Source organism: Brevundimonas sp. LF-1 (assembly GCF_037055305.1).
Taxonomy (GTDB): Bacteria; Pseudomonadota; Alphaproteobacteria; order Caulobacterales; family Caulobacteraceae; genus Brevundimonas; species Brevundimonas sanguinis.
Window position 1 is genome coordinate 2,428,532 of record NZ_CP146349.1, and the last position, 20,313, is coordinate 2,448,844.

Annotated in this window: 22 protein-coding genes and 3 pseudogenes; 12 read left to right on the forward strand and 13 right to left on the reverse strand. The window is 69.0% G+C overall.

Annotated features, from left to right (window positions below):
• Window positions 1-7: 7 nt before the first annotated feature.
• Together V8F63_RS13425 and V8F63_RS13430 are read right to left on the reverse strand one after the other, a co-directional pair.
• The gene (locus V8F63_RS13425; RefSeq protein WP_392353616.1) at window positions 8-1,327 is read right to left on the reverse strand and encodes a YceI family protein; all 1,320 of its coding nucleotides are present in this window, start codon (window positions 1,325-1,327) and stop codon (window positions 8-10) included.
• Between the two features lie 135 nt (window positions 1,328-1,462).
• Entirely contained in the window at window positions 1,463-2,107 is a 645-nt protein-coding gene (locus V8F63_RS13430; protein WP_392353617.1) for a YceI family protein, read from the reverse strand.
• Window positions 2,108-2,321: 214 nt separating this feature from the next.
• On the opposite strand from V8F63_RS13430, the pseudogene mutL reads away from it, so the two are divergent.
• Together mutL and V8F63_RS13440 are read left to right on the forward strand one after the other, a co-directional pair.
• Window positions 2,322-4,242 (forward strand): annotated as a pseudogene (gene mutL, locus V8F63_RS13435) (DNA mismatch repair endonuclease MutL).
• A 52-nt stretch (window positions 4,243-4,294) separates the two neighbouring features.
• On the forward strand, window positions 4,295-4,765 hold the full coding sequence (locus tag V8F63_RS13440) for a low molecular weight protein-tyrosine-phosphatase (protein WP_392353619.1): 471 nt from the start codon (window positions 4,295-4,297) through the stop codon (window positions 4,763-4,765).
• Here the strand turns inward: V8F63_RS13440 and V8F63_RS13445 are convergent.
• Window positions 4,755-5,771, reverse strand: coding sequence for a kelch repeat-containing protein (locus V8F63_RS13445; RefSeq protein WP_392353621.1), 1,017 nt, complete (start codon window positions 5,769-5,771; stop codon window positions 4,755-4,757). The genes V8F63_RS13440 and V8F63_RS13445 overlap by 11 nt on opposite strands.
• Before the next feature lie 190 nt (window positions 5,772-5,961).
• On the opposite strand from V8F63_RS13445, the gene V8F63_RS13450 reads away from it, so the two are divergent.
• Window positions 5,962-6,237 carry a YjhX family toxin gene (locus tag V8F63_RS13450; protein ID WP_303706246.1) on the forward strand — a complete coding sequence of 92 codons (276 nt, stop codon included), beginning with the start codon at window positions 5,962-5,964 and terminating at the stop codon, window positions 6,235-6,237.
• Here V8F63_RS13450 and rsmD read toward each other — a convergent pair.
• Both rsmD and V8F63_RS13460 read right to left on the reverse strand, forming a co-directional pair.
• Complete coding sequence (rsmD, locus tag V8F63_RS13455) at window positions 6,220-6,795, reverse strand: 16S rRNA (guanine(966)-N(2))-methyltransferase RsmD (protein WP_392353624.1); 576 nt, start codon at window positions 6,793-6,795, stop codon at window positions 6,220-6,222. The genes V8F63_RS13450 and rsmD overlap by 18 nt on opposite strands.
• Entirely contained in the window at window positions 6,783-8,120 is a 1,338-nt protein-coding gene (locus tag V8F63_RS13460) for a pseudouridine synthase (RefSeq protein WP_392353625.1), read from the reverse strand. The genes rsmD and V8F63_RS13460 overlap by 13 nt, the downstream gene beginning before the upstream one ends.
• Before the next feature lie 206 nt (window positions 8,121-8,326).
• On the opposite strand from V8F63_RS13460, the gene tadA reads away from it, so the two are divergent.
• Complete coding sequence (tadA, locus tag V8F63_RS13465; protein WP_392353627.1) at window positions 8,327-8,821, forward strand: tRNA adenosine(34) deaminase TadA; 495 nt, start codon at window positions 8,327-8,329, stop codon at window positions 8,819-8,821.
• A 31-nt stretch (window positions 8,822-8,852) separates the two neighbouring features.
• Window positions 8,853-9,269 carry an MliC family protein gene (locus V8F63_RS13470; RefSeq protein ID WP_025977201.1) on the forward strand — a complete coding sequence of 139 codons (417 nt, stop codon included), beginning with the start codon at window positions 8,853-8,855 and terminating at the stop codon, window positions 9,267-9,269.
• Here the strand turns inward: V8F63_RS13470 and aroB are convergent.
• The 3 genes and pseudogenes from aroB to V8F63_RS13485 all read right to left on the reverse strand — a co-directional run bounded on the left by aroB (window position 9,266) and on the right by V8F63_RS13485 (window position 10,834).
• A pseudogene (gene aroB, locus V8F63_RS13475) lies at window positions 9,266-10,389 on the reverse strand (3-dehydroquinate synthase). The gene V8F63_RS13470 and the pseudogene aroB sit on opposite strands and share 4 nt — an antisense overlap.
• Window positions 10,386-10,538 carry a hypothetical protein gene (locus tag V8F63_RS13480; protein WP_392353629.1) on the reverse strand — a complete coding sequence of 51 codons (153 nt, stop codon included), beginning with the start codon at window positions 10,536-10,538 and terminating at the stop codon, window positions 10,386-10,388. Before V8F63_RS13480 ends, aroB begins: the two are co-directional and overlap by 4 nt.
• Complete coding sequence (locus V8F63_RS13485) at window positions 10,526-10,834, reverse strand: shikimate kinase (protein ID WP_392353630.1); 309 nt, start codon at window positions 10,832-10,834, stop codon at window positions 10,526-10,528. Before V8F63_RS13485 ends, V8F63_RS13480 begins: the two co-directional genes overlap by 13 nt.
• Before the next feature lie 186 nt (window positions 10,835-11,020).
• Between V8F63_RS13485 and V8F63_RS13490 the strand changes: the two are divergent.
• The 7 genes and pseudogenes from V8F63_RS13490 to V8F63_RS13520 all read left to right on the forward strand — a co-directional run.
• Window positions 11,021-11,890 (forward strand): annotated as a pseudogene (locus V8F63_RS13490) (tyrosine recombinase); the annotation flags it as partial.
• A 49-nt stretch (window positions 11,891-11,939) separates the two neighbouring features.
• Window positions 11,940-12,164: a DUF1902 domain-containing protein gene (locus tag V8F63_RS13495; protein WP_025977205.1), complete on the forward strand. Its 225-nt coding sequence runs from the start codon at window positions 11,940-11,942 to the stop codon at window positions 12,162-12,164.
• Between the two features lie 51 nt (window positions 12,165-12,215).
• Window positions 12,216-12,410, forward strand: coding sequence for a type II toxin-antitoxin system HicA family toxin (locus V8F63_RS13500; protein ID WP_392353632.1), 195 nt, complete (start codon window positions 12,216-12,218; stop codon window positions 12,408-12,410).
• 85 nt (window positions 12,411-12,495) lie between these two features.
• Entirely contained in the window at window positions 12,496-13,446 is a 951-nt protein-coding gene (locus V8F63_RS13505; protein ID WP_134581028.1) for an acetyl-CoA carboxylase carboxyltransferase subunit alpha, read from the forward strand.
• Between the two features lie 193 nt (window positions 13,447-13,639).
• Entirely contained in the window at window positions 13,640-14,116 is a 477-nt protein-coding gene (locus V8F63_RS13510) for a response regulator (protein ID WP_392353634.1), read from the forward strand.
• On the forward strand, window positions 14,113-14,352 hold the full coding sequence (locus V8F63_RS13515) for a hypothetical protein (RefSeq protein ID WP_392353636.1): 240 nt from the start codon (window positions 14,113-14,115) through the stop codon (window positions 14,350-14,352). The genes V8F63_RS13510 and V8F63_RS13515 overlap by 4 nt, the downstream gene beginning before the upstream one ends.
• Entirely contained in the window at window positions 14,349-14,588 is a 240-nt protein-coding gene (locus tag V8F63_RS13520) for a hypothetical protein (protein ID WP_392353638.1), read from the forward strand. Before V8F63_RS13515 ends, V8F63_RS13520 begins: the two co-directional genes overlap by 4 nt.
• A 6-nt stretch (window positions 14,589-14,594) precedes the next feature.
• Here V8F63_RS13520 and V8F63_RS13525 read toward each other — a convergent pair whose 3' ends face one another.
• From V8F63_RS13525 to V8F63_RS13545, 5 genes are all read right to left on the reverse strand, one after another.
• Window positions 14,595-16,433: an ABC transporter ATP-binding protein/permease gene (locus V8F63_RS13525; RefSeq protein ID WP_392355104.1), complete on the reverse strand. Its 1,839-nt coding sequence runs from the start codon at window positions 16,431-16,433 to the stop codon at window positions 14,595-14,597.
• Between the two features lie 98 nt (window positions 16,434-16,531).
• Complete coding sequence (locus tag V8F63_RS13530; RefSeq protein ID WP_392353640.1) at window positions 16,532-17,548, reverse strand: beta-eliminating lyase-related protein; 1,017 nt, start codon at window positions 17,546-17,548, stop codon at window positions 16,532-16,534.
• Entirely contained in the window at window positions 17,442-17,867 is a 426-nt protein-coding gene (locus V8F63_RS13535; protein WP_392353642.1) for a mechanosensitive ion channel family protein, read from the reverse strand. Before V8F63_RS13535 ends, V8F63_RS13530 begins: the two co-directional genes overlap by 107 nt.
• A 7-nt stretch (window positions 17,868-17,874) precedes the next feature.
• Complete coding sequence (locus tag V8F63_RS13540; RefSeq protein ID WP_392353643.1) at window positions 17,875-18,528, reverse strand: mechanosensitive ion channel domain-containing protein; 654 nt, start codon at window positions 18,526-18,528, stop codon at window positions 17,875-17,877.
• A 44-nt stretch (window positions 18,529-18,572) separates the two neighbouring features.
• A complete protein-coding gene (locus tag V8F63_RS13545) occupies window positions 18,573-20,270 on the reverse strand; it encodes a cisplatin damage response ATP-dependent DNA ligase (protein ID WP_392353645.1) in 1,698 nt (565 codons plus the stop codon).
• Window positions 20,271-20,313 lie beyond the last annotated feature (43 nt).

The following is a 20,313-nucleotide window of genomic DNA, read 5'->3' on the forward strand; positions in this document are numbered from 1 at the left end:
AAGAGGCCTACCCCGCCCGCTCGGCTTTTACCCGGATCTCGACGCCGATGGCCTTGGACACCCAGTCGCCGCCCGCGTCGGACGCCATGCCCATGTTCAGCGCAGTGCGGTCCAGCTCCAGCCGGCCTGCGACCGTGGCCGTCCCGCTCGCCTCGTCGAAGGTGAAGGGCAGGACGACCGGGACCGTCGTCGCCTTGATCCGCAGGGTTCCGGTCGCCTCATAGCGGTTTCCGCCCAGCGCCTTGAACGCCGTCGCCTGGAACCGGGCTGTCGGATAAGTCCCGGTATCGAACCATTCGGCGCCCGGCAGGCTGCCTTCCTGAGTGGCGTCGCCCGTCTTCGCCGAACCGGTCTGGATCGTCACGACGGCTTTCGAGCCTGCCAGATCGGCCGGGTCGAACCAGACTTGCGCATCCCACTGCTCGAACTGGCCGGTGAAGGCCTTGCCGGCGTGGGTTCCGGTGAACTGGATCGTCGAGGCGGCCTTGTCCACGGTCCAGGCGGCGGCCGTGCCCGGCGTCACGGCGGCGTCGGCCGCAGGCGCAGCGGCGGGGGCCAAGGCGACCGCCTGCCCTTCCGCCTTGTGCGCAGGCCTGGCGGCCAGACCGAAGGCGGCGCCGATCACGACCACGAAGGCCACGCCAGCCAGCCGCTCGGCCCAGCGCAGGGCCGGCGTCGGATCCGGCGCAACGCCCTGGCTGTCGTCGCCATGCGGCAGGATCGGGATCATGTGCGACAGCACGCCGTCTCGATCCAGAAACTGATGCTTCAACGCCGCTCCGACGTGAAGAACGATTAGGACGATCGCGCCCCAGGCCAGCTTGCTGTGCGCGCCCATGGCCATCCAGGCGATCGTGCGGCGCGCGGCTTCGGAGGCGTGCTCGATGAAAGGCAGGTGCGGAATAGCGAATAGGCCGAACCAGCTGGTCGCCACGGCCAGGGGCGTGTCCGTAACCACGGCCCAGCCGGTCGAGACATAGGCCCACCCCGTCAACGGCAATGCCAGCATCAGGGCGTAGAAGGCGGCGTGCGTCGCCCTCGCGGCGAACTGCTCCCACCCCTTCATGGCGCCCGGCAGGGGCGGGACCGGATGCGTCAGTCGCCACACGATCCGCAGCACGGTCAGCGCCAGGATCAGAAACCCGATCGACTTGTGAATCTGAAAGACGCGATAAGCCAGCGCCTGGCTGCCCGGCTCGGCGATGGCGTCGCTCATCCACCAGCCCATCGGGATCATCGCCAGCAAGGCGATCGCGATCACCCAGTGCAGTGCGATGGCGACGGCGCTGTAGCGGTTGGGCCTCTCGGTCCGAAGACGGGCGATCATGAAATGTCTCGCGGCAAGCGGTGCATGAGAGGGGCGGAGCCTTAGGGCCCCGCCCCTTATAGCTTATCCCAAGCCGTCAGGCAGCCGGAGCGGCCGGGGCGACTTCCTTGATGAACTCGGCGTCGAAGCGAATGGTCACCTCGTCGCCGACCGGGCCCAGCGGCATGCCGAAGTCGGTGCGCTTGAACTTGCCTTCAGCCGCAAAACCGATGGCCGGCGCCGGCACGAAGGGTGCTTCTCCAGGTCGCCGTTGAACGTGGCGTCCAGGGTCACCGGCTTGGTGACGCCCAGGAAGGTCAGGTCGCCCGTCACCTTGGCCGTGCGCGCGCCGGTCAGCTCGACCTTGGTCGATTTGAAGGTGATCTGCGGGAAGACCGTGGCGTTCAGGAAGTTCTTGTTCTTGGCGATGTCTTCGCTCCAGCTCTTAAAGCCGGTGGCGGCGTGGGTGCCGACGTAGTCGCCCTGATAGTTGGCGTCGACCGAAGCCGGGTCGATGGTCGCCTCGACCGTGCTGTTGGCCAGGTTGGCGGTGTCCAGCGTGATCCTGGCGTCGAACTTGTTGAAGCGCGCCGTGTAGTTCGAGATCGAGTTGTGCGGCAGCGACCACTGCAGCGAGGCGTGGGTCGGGTCCATCACATAGACGCCCGAGGTCGCCTTCAGCGCGACCGGAGCGGTCGAGGCGGCGTCGGTCGTCGGGGCGCCGGCAGTGTCGGCGGGCTGGCTGCAGGCGGCCAGCAGGGCGGCGGCCGAAACGGCGATCAGGGCGGCTTTGATCTTCATGGGGGAGAAAACCTCAATCAGGCGGTTGAAACGATAACTGGACAGAAGGTCCGCAAACAGGTCGTGTGTCGGCTCGGCCTCGGCGTCACGACTGCAACAGTATAAGTTGCCATTAACGCGCTTCAAGTCCCTGCATCACGAAAATCGTCATTCAGCTCACGAAAGCAGGATTGAGGTGCGCCCGGCGGCGACGGCGCCTATCCTCCCGACTCACATGACCATCCGCCGCCTCCCCCGAAACCGTCAACCGCATTGCCGCCGGCGAAGTGGTGGAACGCCCGGCCAGCGCCATCAAGGAACTGGTGGAGAACGCCATCGACGCGGGCGCCCGCAGCATTGAGATCCAGGCGGACGGCGGCGGCCTGACCCGCATCCTGATCGCCGACGACGGCAAGGGCATCCCGCGCGACGAACTGCCCGTCGCTATCGAGCGCCACGCCACCTCGAAGCTTGAGCCCGACGACGCAGGCGACGTGGACCTGCTGCGCATCTTCACCCTGGGCTTCCGGGGCGAGGCCCTGCCCTCCATCGGCTCTGTCGCCCGGCTGAACATCACGACCCGCGCCAAAGCCGAAGCGGGTCAACCCCAGAACGAGGCCTGGGCCGTCTCCGTCGAGGGCGGCGCCCAGCGGCCCCTGTCGCCCGCCGCCTTCCCTGGCCCGCATGGCGCCCGGGTCGAGGTGCGCGACCTGTTTTACGCCACCCCGGCTCGGCTGAAATTCATGAAGTCCGAGCGGGCCGAGGCCATGGCCATCTCCGAAGAGATCAAGCGCCAGGCCATGGCGCACGAGGCCGTCGCCTTCACCCTGTCATTGGACGGCAAGACCACGCTGCGCCTGCCCGCCGAACATCCGGGCGACGAGGGGCGGCTGAAACGTCTCGGCGCGCTTCTGGGCCGCGACTTTGAGGCCAACGCCCTGCTGATCGATCAGGAGCGCGACGGCGTGCGCCTGTCCGGCTATGCGGGCCTGCCGACCTATTCGCGCGGCAATGCGGCGCACCAGTTCCTGTTCGTCAACGGACGGCCGGTGCGCGACCGCTTGCTGCAGGGCGCCCTGCGCGGCGCCTACGCCGACTTCCTGGCGCGCGACCGGCACCCGGCGGCGGCCCTCTTCATCGACATCGACCCGCTGTATGTCGACGTGAACGTTCATCCGGCCAAGGCGGAGGTGCGTTTCCGCGATCCGAGCCTGGTGCGCGGCCTGATCGTCGGCGCCCTGCGCCACGCCCTGCACGCGGCGGGGCACCGCGCCTCGACCACGGTCGCCGCCGACGCCTTGTCAGGGTTCCGGCCGCATACGGGCGAGGCCCTCTACAGCCCGGCCGCGCCACAGTCGTTCAGCAGCGCCGCGCCGGGCTGGAGCGGCTGGCAGGGTTGGTCGCAACCGGCCGCCGCGGCCCAGAACCTGCCGGGCCTCAACGAACGATCCGCCCGCGTCGAGCATACGTGGAGCGGCGAAGCCGCCGCCCCTAGCTTCCGCACCCTGGCCGAGGTCCAGGCCGAACACGCGGGCCAGATCGCGCCCGGCGCCCAGACGCCGGCGGACCTGATCGATTACCCGCTCGGCGCCGCCCGCGCGCAGTTGCATGGCACCTACATCGTGGCCCAGACCCGCGACGGCCTGGTCGTGGTGGATCAGCACGCCGCCCACGAACGCCTGGTCTATGAACGGATGAAGGCGCAGATGGCGACCGGCGCCGTCACCCGTCAGGCCCTGCTGACGCCTGAAGTGGTCGAACTGGACCCCGCCGAGGCCGAGCGCGTGTCCGCCAAGGCCGAGGAACTGGCCGAGATGGGCCTAATCGTCGAGGCGTTCGGCGCGGGCGCGGTGCTGGTTCGGGAAACCCCGGCCCTGCTGGGCGACACCGACGTTCAGGGCCTGATCCGCGACATCGCCGACGACCTGTCAGAACACGGCGCCGCCCTGTCGCTGAAGGAGCGCATGGCCGAGGTCTGCGGCACCATGGCCTGCCACGGCAGCGTCCGCGCCGGCCGAGTTCTCAGCGCCCCCGAAATGAACGCCCTGCTGCGCCAGATGGAGGCCACGCCCCACTCCGGCCAGTGCAACCACGGCCGCCCGACCTATGTGGAGCTTAAGCTCAACGACCTCGAGAAGCTGTTCGGGCGTCGCTGATCCAACCACCCGCTCATCCCGGCGCAGGCCGGGATGTGCGAATAAGGGCGGTATGACCTACAGCATCCTCTTCGTTTGCCTCGGCAACATCTGTCGTTCGCCGCTGGCCGAGGCCGCCTTTCGCGAGGAGGCGCGGCGGCTGAAGCTGGATGTGATCGCCGATTCCGCCGGCACCGGCGGCTGGCACATCGATTTTCCGCCCGATGCCCGCGCCCAGGCGGTCGCGCGCAAGCACAGCGTCGACATCTCCGCCCTGCGCGGCCGCCAGGTGAAGCCCGCCGACTTCCGCCGCTTCACCCACGTCGTGGCGATGGATCACGACAATCTGGCGAACCTGCGCCGTCTGGCGCCGGCCGACGCCACTGCCGAGCTTTCCCTGCTGCTGGACCACGTCGAGGGCCGCGCCGGTCAGGCCGTGGCCGATCCCTATTTCGGCGAGGACGACGGCTTCGACCTGACCTGGGCCGACGTCACGGCCGGCGCCCGCGCCCTGGCCGCCGAGCTTCGACGCCTCAGAGGCTGAGCGCCTCGACCAACCCGCTGGCCTTGCCGCCCGACACCACCTCGCCGCCGCCGATGGCGTAAACCATGCCGTCCACGCTGGCCGCCGCCAGGCCGTGGCGGGGCGTCCGCATCGCCGGACCGGCCGCCCAGGCGTCGCGGGTCGGCTCATAAATCCAGGTCTCGGCGAAGACCCCGCCGCCCGGCCGGTCGAACCATTCTCCGCCGAAGGCGACCAGCCTGCCGCCCGCCTCGGCCATGGCCAGGCCGCCGCCGACCTGTTTTCCGGTCGCCGGCGAGGCCGGGATCGGCGCCAGCGTGTCCCAGCGGTCTTCGGCGGGATCATAGCGGTCCAGCCGCCCCGTCCCGCCGCCATCCACCGTGCGGCCGCCCGCGACATAGAGCTTGCCGCCCAGCACCGCGCCCGCCGCGCTGTTGCGGGCCATGGGCGCCGGCCGCGCCTTGTCCCAGCGGTTGGCGGCGGCGTCGAAGACCAGATGCGTCGCCACGTCGCCCTGATCGTTCCACTGGCCGTTCGCTTCGCCTTTGGGCGAGCGGCCGGTGATCAGGTGCACCTGGCCGTCCAGCGACAGGCCCACGGTCTCGCACAGACGCTCGGGCATCTCACCGACCTGAGCCCAGACGCCTCGGTCGATGGCCCAGACATCCGTCATGGCGGTCCACTCGCCGCCGTCGCGCCGGTCATAGCCGCCGAAGGCCCAGACGCGCCCGGCCGCCGCCGCCAGCATCGGGTGATGGCGCGGTTGCGGCAGGCGCGGCCCCTCGCTCCAGCGGTCGGCCCTCGCGTCATAGACGGCGGTTCGATCATTGATGTGAAGTCCGCCTGTGGCCGAGCGCACCAGGCCGCCGGCGACCGTGATCTCGCCGTCCAGCGCTGCGCAGTAGATCTCCTGCGTCGGCCACGACATCGAGGCGCGGGGCCTCCAGCCGGTTTCGGCACAGGCTACGGCGGGCGCAACGGCGACGGCGGCGCTTGCGGCGAGGAAGGTGCGGCGGTGCATGGTCATGCGGGCAAGCCTAGCCGTCGCCGCCGCCCCGCGCTAGAAGTCCAGCCCGTCCCCCAATGGGATCGAACCATGTTTGAGATTGTAGCCACGGCATAGGCCCGGACGCTGATCGTCCAGAGGCCTCCTGAGCCCGCCCCGCGCCTCGTTGCGCCGGGCGCGTGTTTTCTCGTGCCTTGGAAATCTCAATCCCATGAACCTGTCACGTGCGGAGCAACGCACGCTCCACGCCCTCGCCCAGGGCGGTCGCATCCTGTTGGAACGCGACGAACAGGGCCGCATCCTGGCCGCGCGCTGCTTCACCCGCGAAGGCTGGGTGCTGGACGGCTGCAACCTGGATCAATGGCGCAGCCTGAAGCGGAAGGGCGTCATCAAGTCCCGCAACGGCGGCCCCTATGTCGTCAACCGCGAGGGCCTCAGCCGCCTGCGCAGCCGGGCCGACAACCGGACTTCAGGCCGAACCTTCTGACGCCCTGAGGAACAGGACGCGCGCGGCGCCGTAGTCGCGCGCGTCCAACCGCTCATAGCCAGGCGTATCGATGTCGGGCTCGTCCGAGCCGCGCTCGAACACCACGATGGCGCCCGGCGCCAGCCAGCCGCCCTCCAGCAACCGCGCCAGCGTCTGCTCGCCCAGACCCTTGGCATAGGGCGGGTCCAGAAAGGCCAGGGTGAAGGCCTCGCCCGCCGAACCGGGGCGCGGCCCCAGGTCGGTCGCGCTGCGCCGATGCACCCGGCACCGCCCGAACAGCCCATAGGCGTCCATGTTCTCGCGGATCGCGCCGCGCGCGCCGTCGTCGGTGTCGACGAACAGGCAGAAGGCCGCCCCGCGCGACAGAGCCTCGAACCCCAGGGCGCCCGAGCCCGCATAGAGGTCGATGACCCGCGCCTCATGCAGCCCTTCGGCCCACGGGGCGTGCTCCAGCACATTGAAGATCGCCTGACGCGCCCGATCCGATGTCGGCCGCGTGTTCTGCCCCTCGGGCGTGACGATGGCGCGCCCTTTCAGGCTGCCAGCTACGACGCGCATGGGTCAGCCGCGCCCGCGCGGGCCGCCGCGACCGCCGCCGCCCGAAGGCTTGCCGCCGAAAGGCCTGCCGCCAGAGGGCTTGGCCCCGAACGGCTTACTCCCGAACGGCCTGCCCTCGCCGCGAGGCCCGCCGGGCCGGTCGCCCGACCGCTCGCCAAAGCGGTCGTTAGGACGCGCGTCGGAACGCCCGCCCGCGCCGCCGGGACGGCCGAAAGGCTTATCGCCGGGCTTGCCGCCCGGGCGACCGCCCTTGGGCGGACCGCGACGGTCGTCGATGAACTGGTCGGCGCGCGGTTCGCGCGGCTTGAACGGGCGGCGCGGGCGGTCGTCGCTCCCGGCGCTTCCCCCTCGCCCGGACGGGCGCGCGGCTTGAAGCTCTTAGAATGCTCGAACTTCGGCTTGGCCTTGGCCCAGCCGTCCTTCTTGGCGGGTTTGCCGAACTCGGCGCCCTCTTCGGCCGCCGTTTCAGCGGCGCGCACGCGGCTGGGCTTGCGCGACGGGTCCGACATGGCCGAGCCGGACTTGCCGCGCACGATCGGCGTGCCGGTGCGGCGGCCGGGCGTCGGCGCGGGCGTTTCGACCGTGTTGCCAGTCGGCAGGTTCTCGGGGCGGATATGCTCGGCCAGCATCTCGCGGATCACGCGCGGCCCGACTTCTTCGACCGCGCCGACCGGCAGGGTGCCGAGCTGGAACGGACCGTAGGCCAGGCGGATCAGGCGGTTGACCGTCAGGCCGACGCTCTCCAGCACCTTTCGGACCTCGCGGTTCTTGCCCTCGGTGATCTGGACGCTGAGCCACAGATTGGCCGAGGACTTCTCGCCGTCCGCCTTCTCCTTGGCCTTGTCGATGGTGGCTTCGACCGGACCATAGCGGATCCCGTCGACGACCACGCCGTCCTTCAGCTTGTCCAGTTGCTCCTGGGTGATGCGGCCGCGCGCACGGGCGCGGTACTGACGCACCAGGGCGGTGTCAGGAAGTTCCAGCGCCCGGCTCAGTTCGCCGTCGTTGGTCAGCAGCAGCAGACCCTCGGTCGCCAGATCGAGGCGGCCGACCGAAATCACGCGCGGCAGACCGCTGGGCAGGGCGTCGAACACATTGGGACGGCCCGCCGGGTCGTTGTGGCTGGTGATCAGCCCCGCAGGCTTGTGATAGCGCCAGACGCGCGTCGCTTGCGCGGCGCCGATCGGTTTGCCGTCGACGGTGATCTTGTCGTCGCGCTTCACCAGCACGGCGGGCGTGTCCAGGATGCGGCCGTTCACCGCCACCTTGCCCAGACCGATCAGCCGTTCGACCTCGCGGCGCGAGGCGATGCCGGCGCGGGCCATGACCTTGGCGATTCGCTCGGTGCGCTCGGGCGCCTTGGCTTCCGCTCCAGGCTTGCCGCCCGACCGGCCCTCGGCGCGGTCGCGGGGCTTCCCGCCCGGCTTGCCGTCCTTGTCGAAGGGCTTTCGCGGGCCCTTGTCGGCGAAATACGGGGACCGCGCCCACCGTCGTCTTGACGGGAGCGGGGCTTCTTGTCGTTGTCTTTGGGATGGCGATCCATGATGAGCGGTTCATGAGCATGGCGCTCGATCTGGCGCAAGCGGCGGCTGAGGCTGGCGAGGTGCCGGTCGGGGCCGTGATCGTGGACGAAAACACCGGCGAAGTGCTTGGGCGCGGGCAAAACGGGCCCATCACGGCCCATGATCCGACCGCTCATGCCGAGATCATCGCGCTGCGCGATGCAGCGGCGACGTTGCAGAATTATCGCCTTACGGACCTAACCCTCTATGTCACCCTGGAGCCGTGCGCCATGTGCGCGGGTGCCATCAGCCACGCCCGCATCGGCCGGGTGGTCTGGGGAGCCGACGATCCCAAGGGCGGCGCCGTGCTGCACGGCGGGCGGTTCTTCGACCAGCCGACCTGTCACTGGCGGCCCTCGACCGAAGGCGGCGTCCTGGCCGACGCGGCCGCCGAGATGCTCCGCGGCTTCTTCCGCTCCCGGCGGAAACCCCGGGCAGGAACGCCGGCCGACACCGGGCGTTGAAGCTCCAAGCTTGACCTTGAGAGGGCCTCCATTGCCGACCCGCACCCTATGGCCGACCGTCGCCGTTTCCGCCCTCGTTCTGTTGTCGGCCTGTGGGCAGGAGCCGCGCGAGGCGCCGACCGACGGCGACGCGGTGCGCCAGCGCGCCATTGACGCCCAGACCGCCCGCCGCCGCACCGGCGCAGAACTTCAGGACCGCGCTCTGAACCGCGTCATTCACGCGGTTTACCTCTGCAACAACTCCGAGCGGCTGTCGGTCGATTTCGACAATCCGCGCCAGATGGCGACCGTGCGCAATTCCAACGGCGAAGCGGTCGATCTGTATCAGGAGCGCGCCGCTGACGGCATCTGGTATCGCGCCTCGGGCTATGAACTGCGCGGCAAGGGCGTCATGGCGACATGGAGCGCCGCCAATCGCGAACCGACGGAGTGCCGGGCGGTCGACTAGGCCTCCGCCGCGCCCTCTCCGATCAGGAAGGCGCGCACCGCCTCGGCATCGACGTCCTTGTCGGTGAAAGCCTCGCCCACGCCCCGCGCCAGGATCAGCGTCAGACGCCCGCCCTCGGCCTTCTTGTCCCCCGCCATCCGCCCGATCAGGGCGTCGGCGGCGAAGCGATGGTCGATGTCCGACAGCCGCGTCGGCAGGCCCGCCGCGCGGATGCCCGCCTCGGCGCGCTCGGCCTCGGCGGCCGAGCACAGCCCCTGCTGCGCCGAATAGCGGAAGGCCATAGCACAGCCCAGCGCCACCGCCTCGCCATGTGTCAGGGTCTCGCCGAAAGCCAGTTCGGCCTCCAGCGCATGGCCGAAGGTGTGGCCCAGGTTCAGCAGGGCGCGGCGGCCCGCCTCCTTCTCGTCCTCGCCGACGATCTGGGCCTTGATCTCGACCGAGCGGATCACCGCCCGTTCCAGAGCGTCAGGATCGCCCTGCGCGCCCGCGGCGCCCCAGAAGGCGACGTGTCGCCCAGCCAGTCGAAGAAGGCCGCGTCGCAGATCAGGCCGTGCTTCAGCACCTCGGCCCAGCCCGAGCGCACCTGCCGCGCCGGCAGGGTGGCCAGGGCCTCGATGTCCGCCAGCACCCGGCGCGGCTGGTGGAAGGCGCCGATCAGGTTCTTGCCGCGCGGGGTGTCGATCGCCGTCTTGCCGCCGACCGAGGAATCCACCTGGGCCAGCAAGGTCGTCGGAATTTGCACGAAGTCGACGCCGCGCATGAACAGCGCCGCCGCCAGGCCGGCCAGATCGCCCACCACGCCGCCGCCCAGGGCCACCACCATGCTCTTGCGGTCCAGACCCTCGGCCAGCAGCCGGTCCAGCACGGCCTCAAGCTGTTCAAACGACTTTGACGCCTCGCCCGCCGGAACGGTCACCAGCCCTGTCGCCAGCCCCGCCGCCGCCAGAGACGCGCGCACCGTTTCGCCGTGGATGGCCGCCACCGTCTCGTCGCTGACGATGAAGGCGCGCGTGGGCTTCAGCGCCGCGACCTCGGCGCCCGCCGCCTTCAGCAGGCCCCGCCCGACAACGACCTCATAGGGGGCGAAAGCGCCGCCTGCGACCGGGATCGTCGTCGTCATCGCTTGGTCTCCTGCCGCCCGAACCGGCGCAACTGTTTCAGAATGGCGTCCACGGCCTGACCGTGCGAGCCGCCGCCCACATCGACCGTCACATCGGCCTGTCCGTAAATGGGGTAGCGCGCCTTGGCCAACTCGTTCAGCGCAACCAACGGGTCGCGTCCGCGCAGCAGGGGCGCGTGTCGCGCCGGCCTACACGTTCGGCGATCACCTTCAGATCGGCCCGCATCCAGACGCTGACGGCGTGTTGCTTCATCAAGGCGCGCGTATCGGCGTTGAGCACCGCGCCGCCGCCGGTCGCCAGCACGATCGGCGGCCCTTCCAGCAGGCGGCGCATCACCCGCGCCTCGCCCGCCCGGAACTCGGCCTCGCCGCGCGAGGCGAAGATTTCGCTGACGGTCATGCCCGCCGCTTCCTCGATCACCTGATCGCCGTCGGCGAACGGCAAGCCCAGCCGCGCGGCCAGACGGCGCCCACAGTCGATTTCCCGACGCCCATCAGCCCCACCAGAGCTATGGTGCGGACCGAAGACAGCGGGAAGGAATCAGGCGAGGCGTCGGAAGGCATGGTCCGTATACCCTCTACACGAGACGCCGCCCGGCTCCACACCTCAGAAGAAACGACCTGACACGGCATGACACCGCAGATCGAAGCGTTCCTAGAGATGATGGCGGTCGAGCGCGACGCCTCGCACCATACGCTGGCCGCCTATGGCCGGGACCTGGCGGACGCGGAGACCTGGCTGGGCGACGCCGGGGGCCTGATGGCTGCGCCGCAGGAGGCGCTGGAGGCGTGGTTCGCCGGTCTGTCGAGGCGCGGGCTGTCGGCCGCCACCGCCGCACGCCGCCGGGCCTCGGTGCGGCAATTTTATCGCTTCGCCCTGGGCGAAGGCTGGCGGACCGACGATCCCTCGCGCCGCCTCGATGCGCCCAAACAGGGCCGCAGCCTGCCCAAGACACTGAGCCGCGACGAGATCGAAGCCCTGCTGGCCGCCGCCGGCGCCGCAGACAGCGCCGCTGGCCTGCGCCTGATCGCCCTGGTCGAGATGGCCTACGCCTCGGGCCTGCGCGTCTCCGAACTGCTGGCGCTCAAGGTCGAGGCCGTGCGGCGCGATCCGGCCTATCTGATCGTGCGCGGCAAGGGCGGCAAGGAACGGCTGGCGCCCCTCAACACCGCCGCGCGCGAGGCGATCAAGGCCTGGCTCGACGCCCGCGACGCCGCGCGCAAGCCGAACACGCCCGACAGTTCGTGGCTGTTTCCTTCCCACGGAAAGAGCGGCCATCTGACCCCGCGCCGCTTCGCCCAGCTGCTGGATCAGGCGGCCGTTTCAGCCGGGATAGACCCGTCGCGCGTCAGCCCACACGTCCTGCGCCACGCCTTCGCCACCCACCTGCTGGAAGGCGGGGCCGACCTGCGCGTAGTCCAGACGCTGTTAGGCCATGCCGACATCTCGACCACCCAGATCTACACCCACGTCGCGACCGACCGCCTGTCCCAGGTGGTCCACGCCAACCACCCTTGGCGAAAGACGACTAAGCGCCCATACTTCCGGCATGGCGCGCACCTTCTACGTCAAGGCGATCTGGGACCCCGAAGTCGAGGTCTGGTGCAGCGAATCCGACATTCCCGGCCTTGTTATCGAAACCGCGACTCTGGCCGAGTTCGAAAGCCTGGCGCGCCAGTTCGCCTCGGAGCTCCTGGCTGAAAACCTCGACATCCACGGCCCCGTGCCCATCCGTTTTGAGGCGTCAGGCGGCTTTGAGGTGCTGGCGGCTTGATCGCGCCAACCGTGCGTTGTCTGATCGCGCTCGATGCGATGATCTGACTGCATGGCCAAGGACTTCTATCCCGAACTCGCAGCTATTCTTTACGCTGCAGGCTGGCGACGAATGGATAGCGCCAAGGGCAGCCACGAGAAATGGCGACATCCCGATATCGGCCACGCCGTGATCGTGCCTCGCTCCAAGAGCCGACACACGGCAAACAGCGTCCTGAAACAGGCGGGTCTTCCCAAAGCCTTCTGAACCCGCGCTTGCTCCGAAGCGTTCGGCGCTCTAGGTTCCGCCGCCTTCCGTAGCGCAATGCGCGCTTCCTCCTCACGGACGCCTAATGGCCACGCACTATCTCGAATTCGAAAAGCCGATCGCCGAACTGGACGCCAAGATCGCCGAGTTGTCGCTGCTGGCGCCGACCAGCGGATCGTTCGAGACCGAGATTGCCGCCCTGCGCAAAAAGGCCGACGCCATGCGCACGAAGGCCTACGCCAACCTTGACCCGTGGATGCGCACCCAGGTCGCGCGCCACCCGCAGCGTCCCCACTTCATCGACTACGTCGACGGCCTGTTCACAGACTTCGTGGAACTGCACGGCGATCGTCAGTTCGGCGACGACCAGGCGATCCTGGGCGGTCTGGCCCGTTTCCGCGGCCAGCCGGTCGTGATCATGGGCCATGAGAAGGGCCACGACACCCAGACCCGCATCGTCCACAACTTCGGCATGGCCCGCCCCGAGGGCTATCGCAAGGCCGTGCGCCTGATGGACATGGCCGAGCAGTTCGGCCTGCCCGTCCTGACCTTCGTCGACACCGCCGGCGCCTATCCGGGTCTGGGCGCCGAAGAGCGCGGCCAGGCTGAGGCTATCGCCCGTTCGACCGAGCGCGGCCTGACGCTGGGCGTGCCCTCCATCGCCACGGTGACGGGCGAAGGCGGTTCGGGCGGCGCCATCGCCATCGCCGCCGCAAGCCGGGTGCTGATGCTGGAGCACTCCATCTATTCGGTCATCTCGCCGGAAGGCGCGGCGGGCATCCTGTGGCGCGACGGCTCGCGGGCCAAGGACGCGGCCAACGCCATGAAGATCACGGCGCCGGACCTGATCGAGCTGAAGATCGTCGACCGCGTGATCCCCGAGCCGCTGGGCGGCGCCCACGCCGACCGCGAAAAGGCGATCCAGAACGTCGGCCAGGTGCTGGAAGAAGAACTCAAGGCCATGTCCGGCCTGTCGGCCGAGCAGTTGAAGAAGCAGCGCGCCGACCGTTTCTACGCCATCGGCCGTCTGGGCTGATCGGACGCGCGAGCCGTTGCAAGGCGGCTCGTCGGCGTGGAAGCTGCGCCGATGCGATTCGTCCAAGGTTCCGTAATGCGTGATTCGAGGCTCTCATGCGCAGCATGAACGGGGTCGGCGAAACCCTGCGCGAAAGTGCAGTCTTCAACTTCGATGGGGCGATGACCATGGTCATCGACGACTCCCCTTCGCGATGGAGCTGACGACTCAGGCTCTGCTAGGGTTCGGCATCAAGGTCCGCCATGCGTGCGCCCAAGCGGCGGAAGCCATCAAGGTCCTGCAGACCCACCCGGTCGATCTGATCCTGGTGGACTGCGAAATGCCGGGCATGAGCGGCTACGAGTTCGTGCGTTGGCTGCGTCGCTCGGGGCTGGAGCCGAACGCCTATGCGCCCGTCATCATGACCGCGGCCCACGTCCGCCGCTCCAAGGTGTCTGAGGCGCGCGACTGTGGGGCCAACTTCCTGATCACCAAGCCGTTCAGCGCTGGGGTGCTGCTGGAACGCATCGTCTGGGTGGCGAAGGATAATCGCCCCTTCCTGGAGGTCGGCGACTATTTCGGCCCGGACCGTCGCTTCAGGGAGGAACCCTGGCCCGGTCCCGAGCGTCGTTCCGAGGAGATCCGCAAGGCGGAATTCGAGGCCCAGCGAAGAGGCTCGATCAATCTATGACCGTCATCACGCACAATCGTCGTCGCTCGCGCCTGTCGACCCTGATCGACCAGCCCGGCGGCGTCAGCGTCGGAACCGCGCTGAAGCAGGCGCGCGCCAACCTGGCGGAATATGAGACCCGCAGCCGAGAGGTCATTGAGGAACAGGTGTCCGCTTTGGCGGGGATGAAGCCTCCCCCAGTCCCGACCAGGCCTCCGCCGCTCTGGATCAGGCCTATGCCCGCTCCAGCGCCGTGATCGATGCGGGCGGGCCATTCGAGATGAAGGACATCTGCACCGCAGCCGCCAATCTGTGCGATCTGATCGACGCGGCGCCGGAAGATCAGGCGTTCGACTGGCGCATCGTTACTGTCCACGCCCAGGCGTTGCGCCTTCTGCTGACGCTGCCGAGCGAGGCCGACGACGCCCGCGCCCAGGTGCTGGACAGCCTCAAGGACGTGCTGAAGGCCAAGGTCCCCGGCGCCAAGGACTAAGCTCAGTCAGGTTTGAGGGGCCTGCGTCCTGGCGCCGCGCGTCTGTTTGCGCCACAGGGCCGCATATTCCCCGCCCTGACGCGCCACCAGCTCATGGTGGGCGCCGCGCTCGACCACGCGGCCCGCCTTGAGCACCAGGATCTGATCGGCGTCGGCCACGGTGGACAGGCGGTGCGCCACCACCAGGGTCGTGCGCCCTGCCCTCGCCTTGCGCAGCGTCTTCTGAATGGCCGCTTCAGTGCGGCTGTCCAGGGCGCTGGTCGCCTCGTCCAGGATCAGGATGCAGGGATCGGCCAACAGGGCGCGGGCGATGCCGACACGCTGGCGCTCGCCGCCGGAGAGCTTCAGACCCCGCTCGCCGACGCGGGTCTCCATGCCCTCGGGCAGACTGCGGATGAAGTCGGCCAGTTCGGCGCCCTCGGCTGCGGCCCAGATCGCCGCGTCGTCCGCATCAGGACGGGCGAAGGCGATATTGGCGGCGATGGTGTCGTTGAACAGCGCCACGTCCTGCGGCACCAGGGCCACGGCGGACCGCAGCGACGCCTGGGTCAGGCCGCGCGCGTCCCGACCGTCGATCAGCACCGCGCCTTCCTGTGGGTCCAGCAGGCGCAAAGCCAGTTTGACGATCGTCGACTTGCCAGCGCCGGACGGCCCCACCAGGGCGGTCGTCGTGCCGGCGGGCGTGACGAAGCTGACGTCGTCCAGCCCCGCCGCCCGCGCATCATGCCGGAAGCCCACATGATCAAAGACGATCTCGGCGCCGCCACCGCTCTCAGGCCGGGTCAGGGCCGCGGCGTCGGGCGCGTCCGCCACCTGCGGCGCTTGTCGCGTCACCTTAAGCATCTCCTCCATGTCTATGAAGGACTGGCGGATTTCTCGATAGGCGAAGCCCAGGATGTTTAGCGGCGCATAGAGGGAGATCATGATCAGCACGGCGGCCGTCACATCGCCCGGCCCCATCCGTCCAGCCGCCGCCTCGAACCCGGCCATGACCGCCATGACGCCCAGGCCGACATTCATGATCAGGCCCTGAATCAGGTTCAGCGCCGCCAGGGAGGTGTTCGCCTTCAGCGAGGCCTGAACATAGGTCGATAGGGATCGGTCATAGGCCTCGGCCGCGCGGCTTTCGGCGCCGAACGACTTGACCGTCTCATAGTTCAGCAGGGCGTCCACCGACAGGCCCGCCGCCTCGCTGTCGGCGGCGTTCATGGCGCGCCGGTGCTCCAGCCGCCAGTTGGCCATGGCGAAGGTCGTGATCGCATAGACCAGCACGACCGCCACCGCGACCGCGCCGAAACGCCAGTCGTATTTGCCGCCCAGCACCGCCGCCGCCAGCAGCAGTTCCAGCACCGTCGGCCCCAGGTTGAACATCAGGATGCGCAGCAGGAAGTCCACCGCGCGCGAGCCCCGGTCCATCACGCGCGACAAGGCGCCGGATCGCTTGGTCTGGTGGAAGTCCAGCGACAGGCTGAGGGCGTGGGCGAAGGTCTCGGCCGCCGTCTTTCGCTGGGCCGCCGCGCGCACGGGGGCGAACACCACGTCCGACAACTGCGGCGTCGCCGCTGACAGGAAGCGCACCACCGCCCAGCCCACGGCGAAGGCGGCGAAGCCCAGCCCCACAGACGCCGCCGGCCCCTGATCGGCCGCCAGATGGTTGACCGCCGCGCCCAGCACCAGAGGGGCGAGCACGCCCAACCCCTTGCCCGCCAGCGTGAGCAGGATCGCGCCGGTTACGCGCCAGGGCAGTTGCGGCGCGCCGGACCGCGCCACCACGCCGATCAGGTTCTTCAGCGCCTCCAGCGTCGGCGGCGCGTCCTGCTGAGAGGGATCGACGCCAGCGTTCATGGCCTTGGTCGCGACATCGCCGCGCCGTCCCGAGCGTTCACCCCGCATCGCCGCGCTCCGCCGTCGTCATGCCATCGAGGCGGAACCGGACCGCCACTTCAGTTCAGGCTCGCCACGGCGTCGATGAGGGCGGCCACCGCCGCCTCTTCGGTCGCCCAGGAACAGACGAACCGCACCGAACCGTCGTCGAACTGATAGCAGGCCCAACCGGCGGCGTTCAGCGCCTGATGCGCCTCGTCAGGCATGCGCACGAAAACCGCATTGGACTCGACCGGATGGGCGAGAACGAAGGACGTCCGGGCCTCGATGCCGTCCGCCAGACGCTGGGCCATCAGATTGGCGTGGGCGGCGCCCGACAACCAGTCGCCGCTTTCCAGCAGACCCAGCAGCGGCGCCGCAAGCAGCCGACCCTTTGACGCCGTCTGACCCGCCTGCTTCAGCCGGTTGTCGATCCGCCGCGTCAGCCCCTTGTCGAAGATCACCAGCGCCTCGACGCAGTGCGCGCCGGCCTTGGCGCCGCCGAACGACAGAACATCCACGCCCAGACGCGCGATATTCTTGGGGTCGAAACCCGCGGCCACGGCGTTGGCCAGCCGCGCCCCGTCCATATGGACGCCAAGCCCCGCGCTTTTGGCGGGCTCGATCAGGTGACGAAACTCTTCCTCGGAATAGACGGCGCCGTACTCCGTCGCCTGGGTCAGGCTGAGGGCGGCCGCAGGCTGGCGGTGGCCGACGACAGGCTCTTCCAGAGAGGCGTGCAGCGCCGCCACGTCGATCTTGCCCGAGTAGCCGGGCAGTCCGATCAGGCCGACGCCGTGACCGAAGAAGCCGGGCGCGCCAGTTTCATCCGTGCAGATATGGGCCGCGTGGTGGGCCAGCACCGCCTCATAGGGGCGCGCCAGCATCGACAGGCCGATGGCGTTGGCCGCCGTACCGCTGAACAGGAAGCGCACCTCGGCGTCGGCGTCCAGCGTCTGACGGATCAGGTCGGCGGCTCGCGCCGAGGTCTCATCCGCCCCGTAGGCCCGCGCGAAGCCGGTATTGGCCGCGATCAGGCTCTGAAGCGCCGACGGCGCCATGCCCGCCGTATTGTCGGAACCGAAATCGAAACGCACGGGTCACTCTCCCCTCGGCCGGACGATCCGTCCTGAGCCGCATCGTTTTCCAGCGGGGCCATGACGACCCGCGCGAACTTGGCGTCCTTCGCCGGCACCTCGACCTGGTGCGGAAAGGAATCTCGATACCGGCCTCGTCCAGCGCCTCCTTGCCCGCCTGCATCAGGTCGGACTGGGTCTGCCACCAGTCGGCGTTGTTGACCCAGGCGTGCAGGGTGATCTGGACCGAGCTGTCCAGCAGGCCGGTAACGCCGGTCCACGGCGCCGGATCCTCAGCACCCTGTCGTTCACCTTGGCGACCGACGCCAGAACGGCGCACGCGTCCTTCAGGTTTTCGCCATAGCCCACGGTGAATTGATCTCGATCCGGCGCGTCCGCTGGCCCGTCACATTGACGATGACGTCGCTCAGCACCTTGGAATTCGGAATGACGATCTTGTGGTTGTTGGCGTTGGTCAGCTGGGTGGTGAACAGATCAAGCTTCTGCACCGTGCCGGAGGCGCCGCCCACGTCGATAGCCTCGCCCACGCGATAGGGGCGAAGGATCAGCAGCATCACCCCGGCCGCCACATTCGACAGCGTCCCTTGAAGAGCCAAGCCGACCGCCAGCGAGGCGGCGCCCAGAACGGCGATGATGGAGGTCGTCTGCACGCCCAGGCGCTGCAGTACGGCGATCATGCCGATGATGACGACCACCACCCGCACGATCTGCACCATAAAGGCCAGCACCGTGGGATCGCGCCGCACCAGCCGTGTCCGGCCCAGAATTTTCCGCGCCGCGCCCGAGGCCCAGCGCGCAGCGAGCAAGGTCAGGACGAAGATGATCGCCGCAATGGCCAGGTTGACGGCGAAATCGCCGAGCAGATCCATAGCCTTGGCCAGAATAGCGGCGTCCATGCTCAGCCTCTGCTCGCCGGCGGCCATCGCCTGAGCCAAGGGCTCGGCCAGAACGACGCGACTATGCAGGAAATTCATGAGCATGAACCGGGTCTAACGCACGTGGAGCCGATTGGAAGCCCCGACGCTCAAGCTTTTTCACCGGCGCTGACCCGACCGCCGCCGCGCTCGATGGCGTCCAGCAGATCGAGCACCGTCTCGAGCGTATCCGCCTCGCGCGCCGGCTTGTCCCAGCGGATGCGGCTGACGCGCGGGAAGCGCATGGCGACCCCCGATTTGTGCCTCGTCGAGCGTTGAAGCCCCTCGAAGGCGATCTCAAGAACCAGGCCGAAATCGCGTTCGGCGCGAACCGCGCGAACGGGGCCGAAACGATCGGTGGTGTGGTCGCGCACGAATTTGTCGATCTGTTTCAACTCCTCGTCGGTGAAGCCGAAATAGGCCTTGCCGACCGGCGTCAGCGCGCCCTCCTCGGTCCAGACGCCAAACGTGTAGTCGGAATAGAAGCCGGACCGTTTGCCGTGGCCCCGCTGGGCGTACATCAAAACCGCGTCGATGACGTGAGGATCGCGCTTCCATTTGAACCACGGCCCTTTCGGGCGGCCAGCGACATAGGCGCTGTCGCGGCGTTTCAGCATCAGGCCTTCGGCAGCGGCGCCGACCGGCGGATCGGCCCGCAAGGCCGCCAGATCGTCCCAGGTCACGTGGGTCAGCAACGGCGACAGCGCCAGCCGGTCGCCCTCATGTCGGGACACCAGACGCTCGAGCCGCTCTCGACGCTGCGTCAGCGGCAGCGCGCGCACGTCCTGCTCGCCCTCGGCAAGCAGGTCGTAGGCCAGGATGGCCGCTGGATAGTCCTGCATCAATCGCGCGCTGGCCGTCTTGCGGTTCAACCGCTGCTGCAAGTCGCCGAACGGAGCGACAGCGCCATCGCGCACGACGAGCAGTTCGCCATCTACTGCGCCCTCAAAGGTCAGAGCCTGGATCACGTCGGGAAACGCCGCCGAAATGTCGTCGCCGGTACGGGAATAGAGCCGCGTCACCCCGCCTTCGCGCACAGCCTGAACCCGCACGCCGTCCCATTTCCACTCGGCCACGAAGTCTGTCGGGTCCAGACGGGACATATCCGCCGCCTCATCCAGAGCGGTCGCCAACATGACGGGACGGAAGCGGCCGGAAGCCTCGGCGCTGGGGCGTTCGCCCCGCCCTTCCAGCCAGGCGAACAGGTCGCCATAGGGCGCGCTCAGCCCATGCCAGACCTCTTCGATGTCGGCGACGTCGACCGGCGGCAGGACGGCGGCCTGCTCGCCGCCTTCCGGCGTAGGAGGCGCGCTGACGGCGTCCGGCCGCATCATGGCGGCAGCGGTGCGCGCCAGGCGCGCCGACACGCCGACGCGCAGACCGCCCGTGACCAGCTTCAACAGCGCCCAGCGCCCTTTCGGCTCCAGGGCGTTCAGCCAGCCTTCGATCAGACGGGGCGCCTCTTGCCGGCCTGCGCCCTGCAGCGCGTCAACGACCTCGCCCAGCGACGGCTCGCGGTTGGGCCGGTGTTCGGGATCGGACGGCCAGATCAGGGCGACCGTCTCGGCCAGGTCGCCCACATAGTCGTAGGACCAGCCGAACAGCACAGGATCGACCCGCGCCTCGGCGGCCTTGCGGATCATGGCCGGCTTGGCTGCAGAGAACGCCAGGTCGCCGGTCAGCGCCGCCAGCGCCCAGCCCCGATCCGGATCGGGCGTCGACCGGAGATAATCGCGCAAGAGAACCAGCTTCGCCTTGCGCGACGCAGTCAGCGACAGTCGATCAAGCAGTTCGGCGAAACGGCGCAAATCGGCTCCTGAGATTCGGTCGTGGCCTTACGGAACGCCGAAC

Coding starts and splice junctions, on each gene's coding strand:
- V8F63_RS13425 (WP_392353616.1), bottom strand. CDS start 1,327: ATGATCGCCCGTCTTCGGACCGAGAGGCCCAACCGCTACAGCGCCGTC.
- V8F63_RS13430 (WP_392353617.1), bottom strand. CDS start 2,107: ATGAAGATCAAAGCCGCCCTGATCGCCGTTTCGGCCGCCGCCCTGCTG.
- V8F63_RS13440 (WP_392353619.1), top strand. CDS start 4,295: ATGACCTACAGCATCCTCTTCGTTTGCCTCGGCAACATCTGTCGTTCG.
- V8F63_RS13445 (WP_392353621.1), bottom strand. CDS start 5,771: ATGACCATGCACCGCCGCACCTTCCTCGCCGCAAGCGCCGCCGTCGCC.
- V8F63_RS13450 (WP_303706246.1), top strand. CDS start 5,962: ATGAACCTGTCACGTGCGGAGCAACGCACGCTCCACGCCCTCGCCCAG.
- rsmD (WP_392353624.1), bottom strand. CDS start 6,795: ATGCGCGTCGTAGCTGGCAGCCTGAAAGGGCGCGCCATCGTCACGCCC.
- V8F63_RS13460 (WP_392353625.1), bottom strand. CDS start 8,120: ATGGCCCGCGCCGGCATCGCCTCGCGCCGCGAGGTCGAACGGCTGATC.
- tadA (WP_392353627.1), top strand. CDS start 8,327: ATGGCGATCCATGATGAGCGGTTCATGAGCATGGCGCTCGATCTGGCG.
- V8F63_RS13495 (WP_025977205.1), top strand. CDS start 11,940: ATGGCGCGCACCTTCTACGTCAAGGCGATCTGGGACCCCGAAGTCGAG.
- V8F63_RS13500 (WP_392353632.1), top strand. CDS start 12,216: ATGGCCAAGGACTTCTATCCCGAACTCGCAGCTATTCTTTACGCTGCA.
- V8F63_RS13505 (WP_134581028.1), top strand. CDS start 12,496: ATGGCCACGCACTATCTCGAATTCGAAAAGCCGATCGCCGAACTGGAC.
- V8F63_RS13510 (WP_392353634.1), top strand. CDS start 13,640: ATGGAGCTGACGACTCAGGCTCTGCTAGGGTTCGGCATCAAGGTCCGC.
- V8F63_RS13515 (WP_392353636.1), top strand. CDS start 14,113: ATGACCGTCATCACGCACAATCGTCGTCGCTCGCGCCTGTCGACCCTG.
- V8F63_RS13525 (WP_392355104.1), bottom strand. CDS start 16,433: ATGAACGCTGGCGTCGATCCCTCTCAGCAGGACGCGCCGCCGACGCTG.
- V8F63_RS13540 (WP_392353643.1), bottom strand. CDS start 18,528: ATGCTCATGAATTTCCTGCATAGTCGCGTCGTTCTGGCCGAGCCCTTG.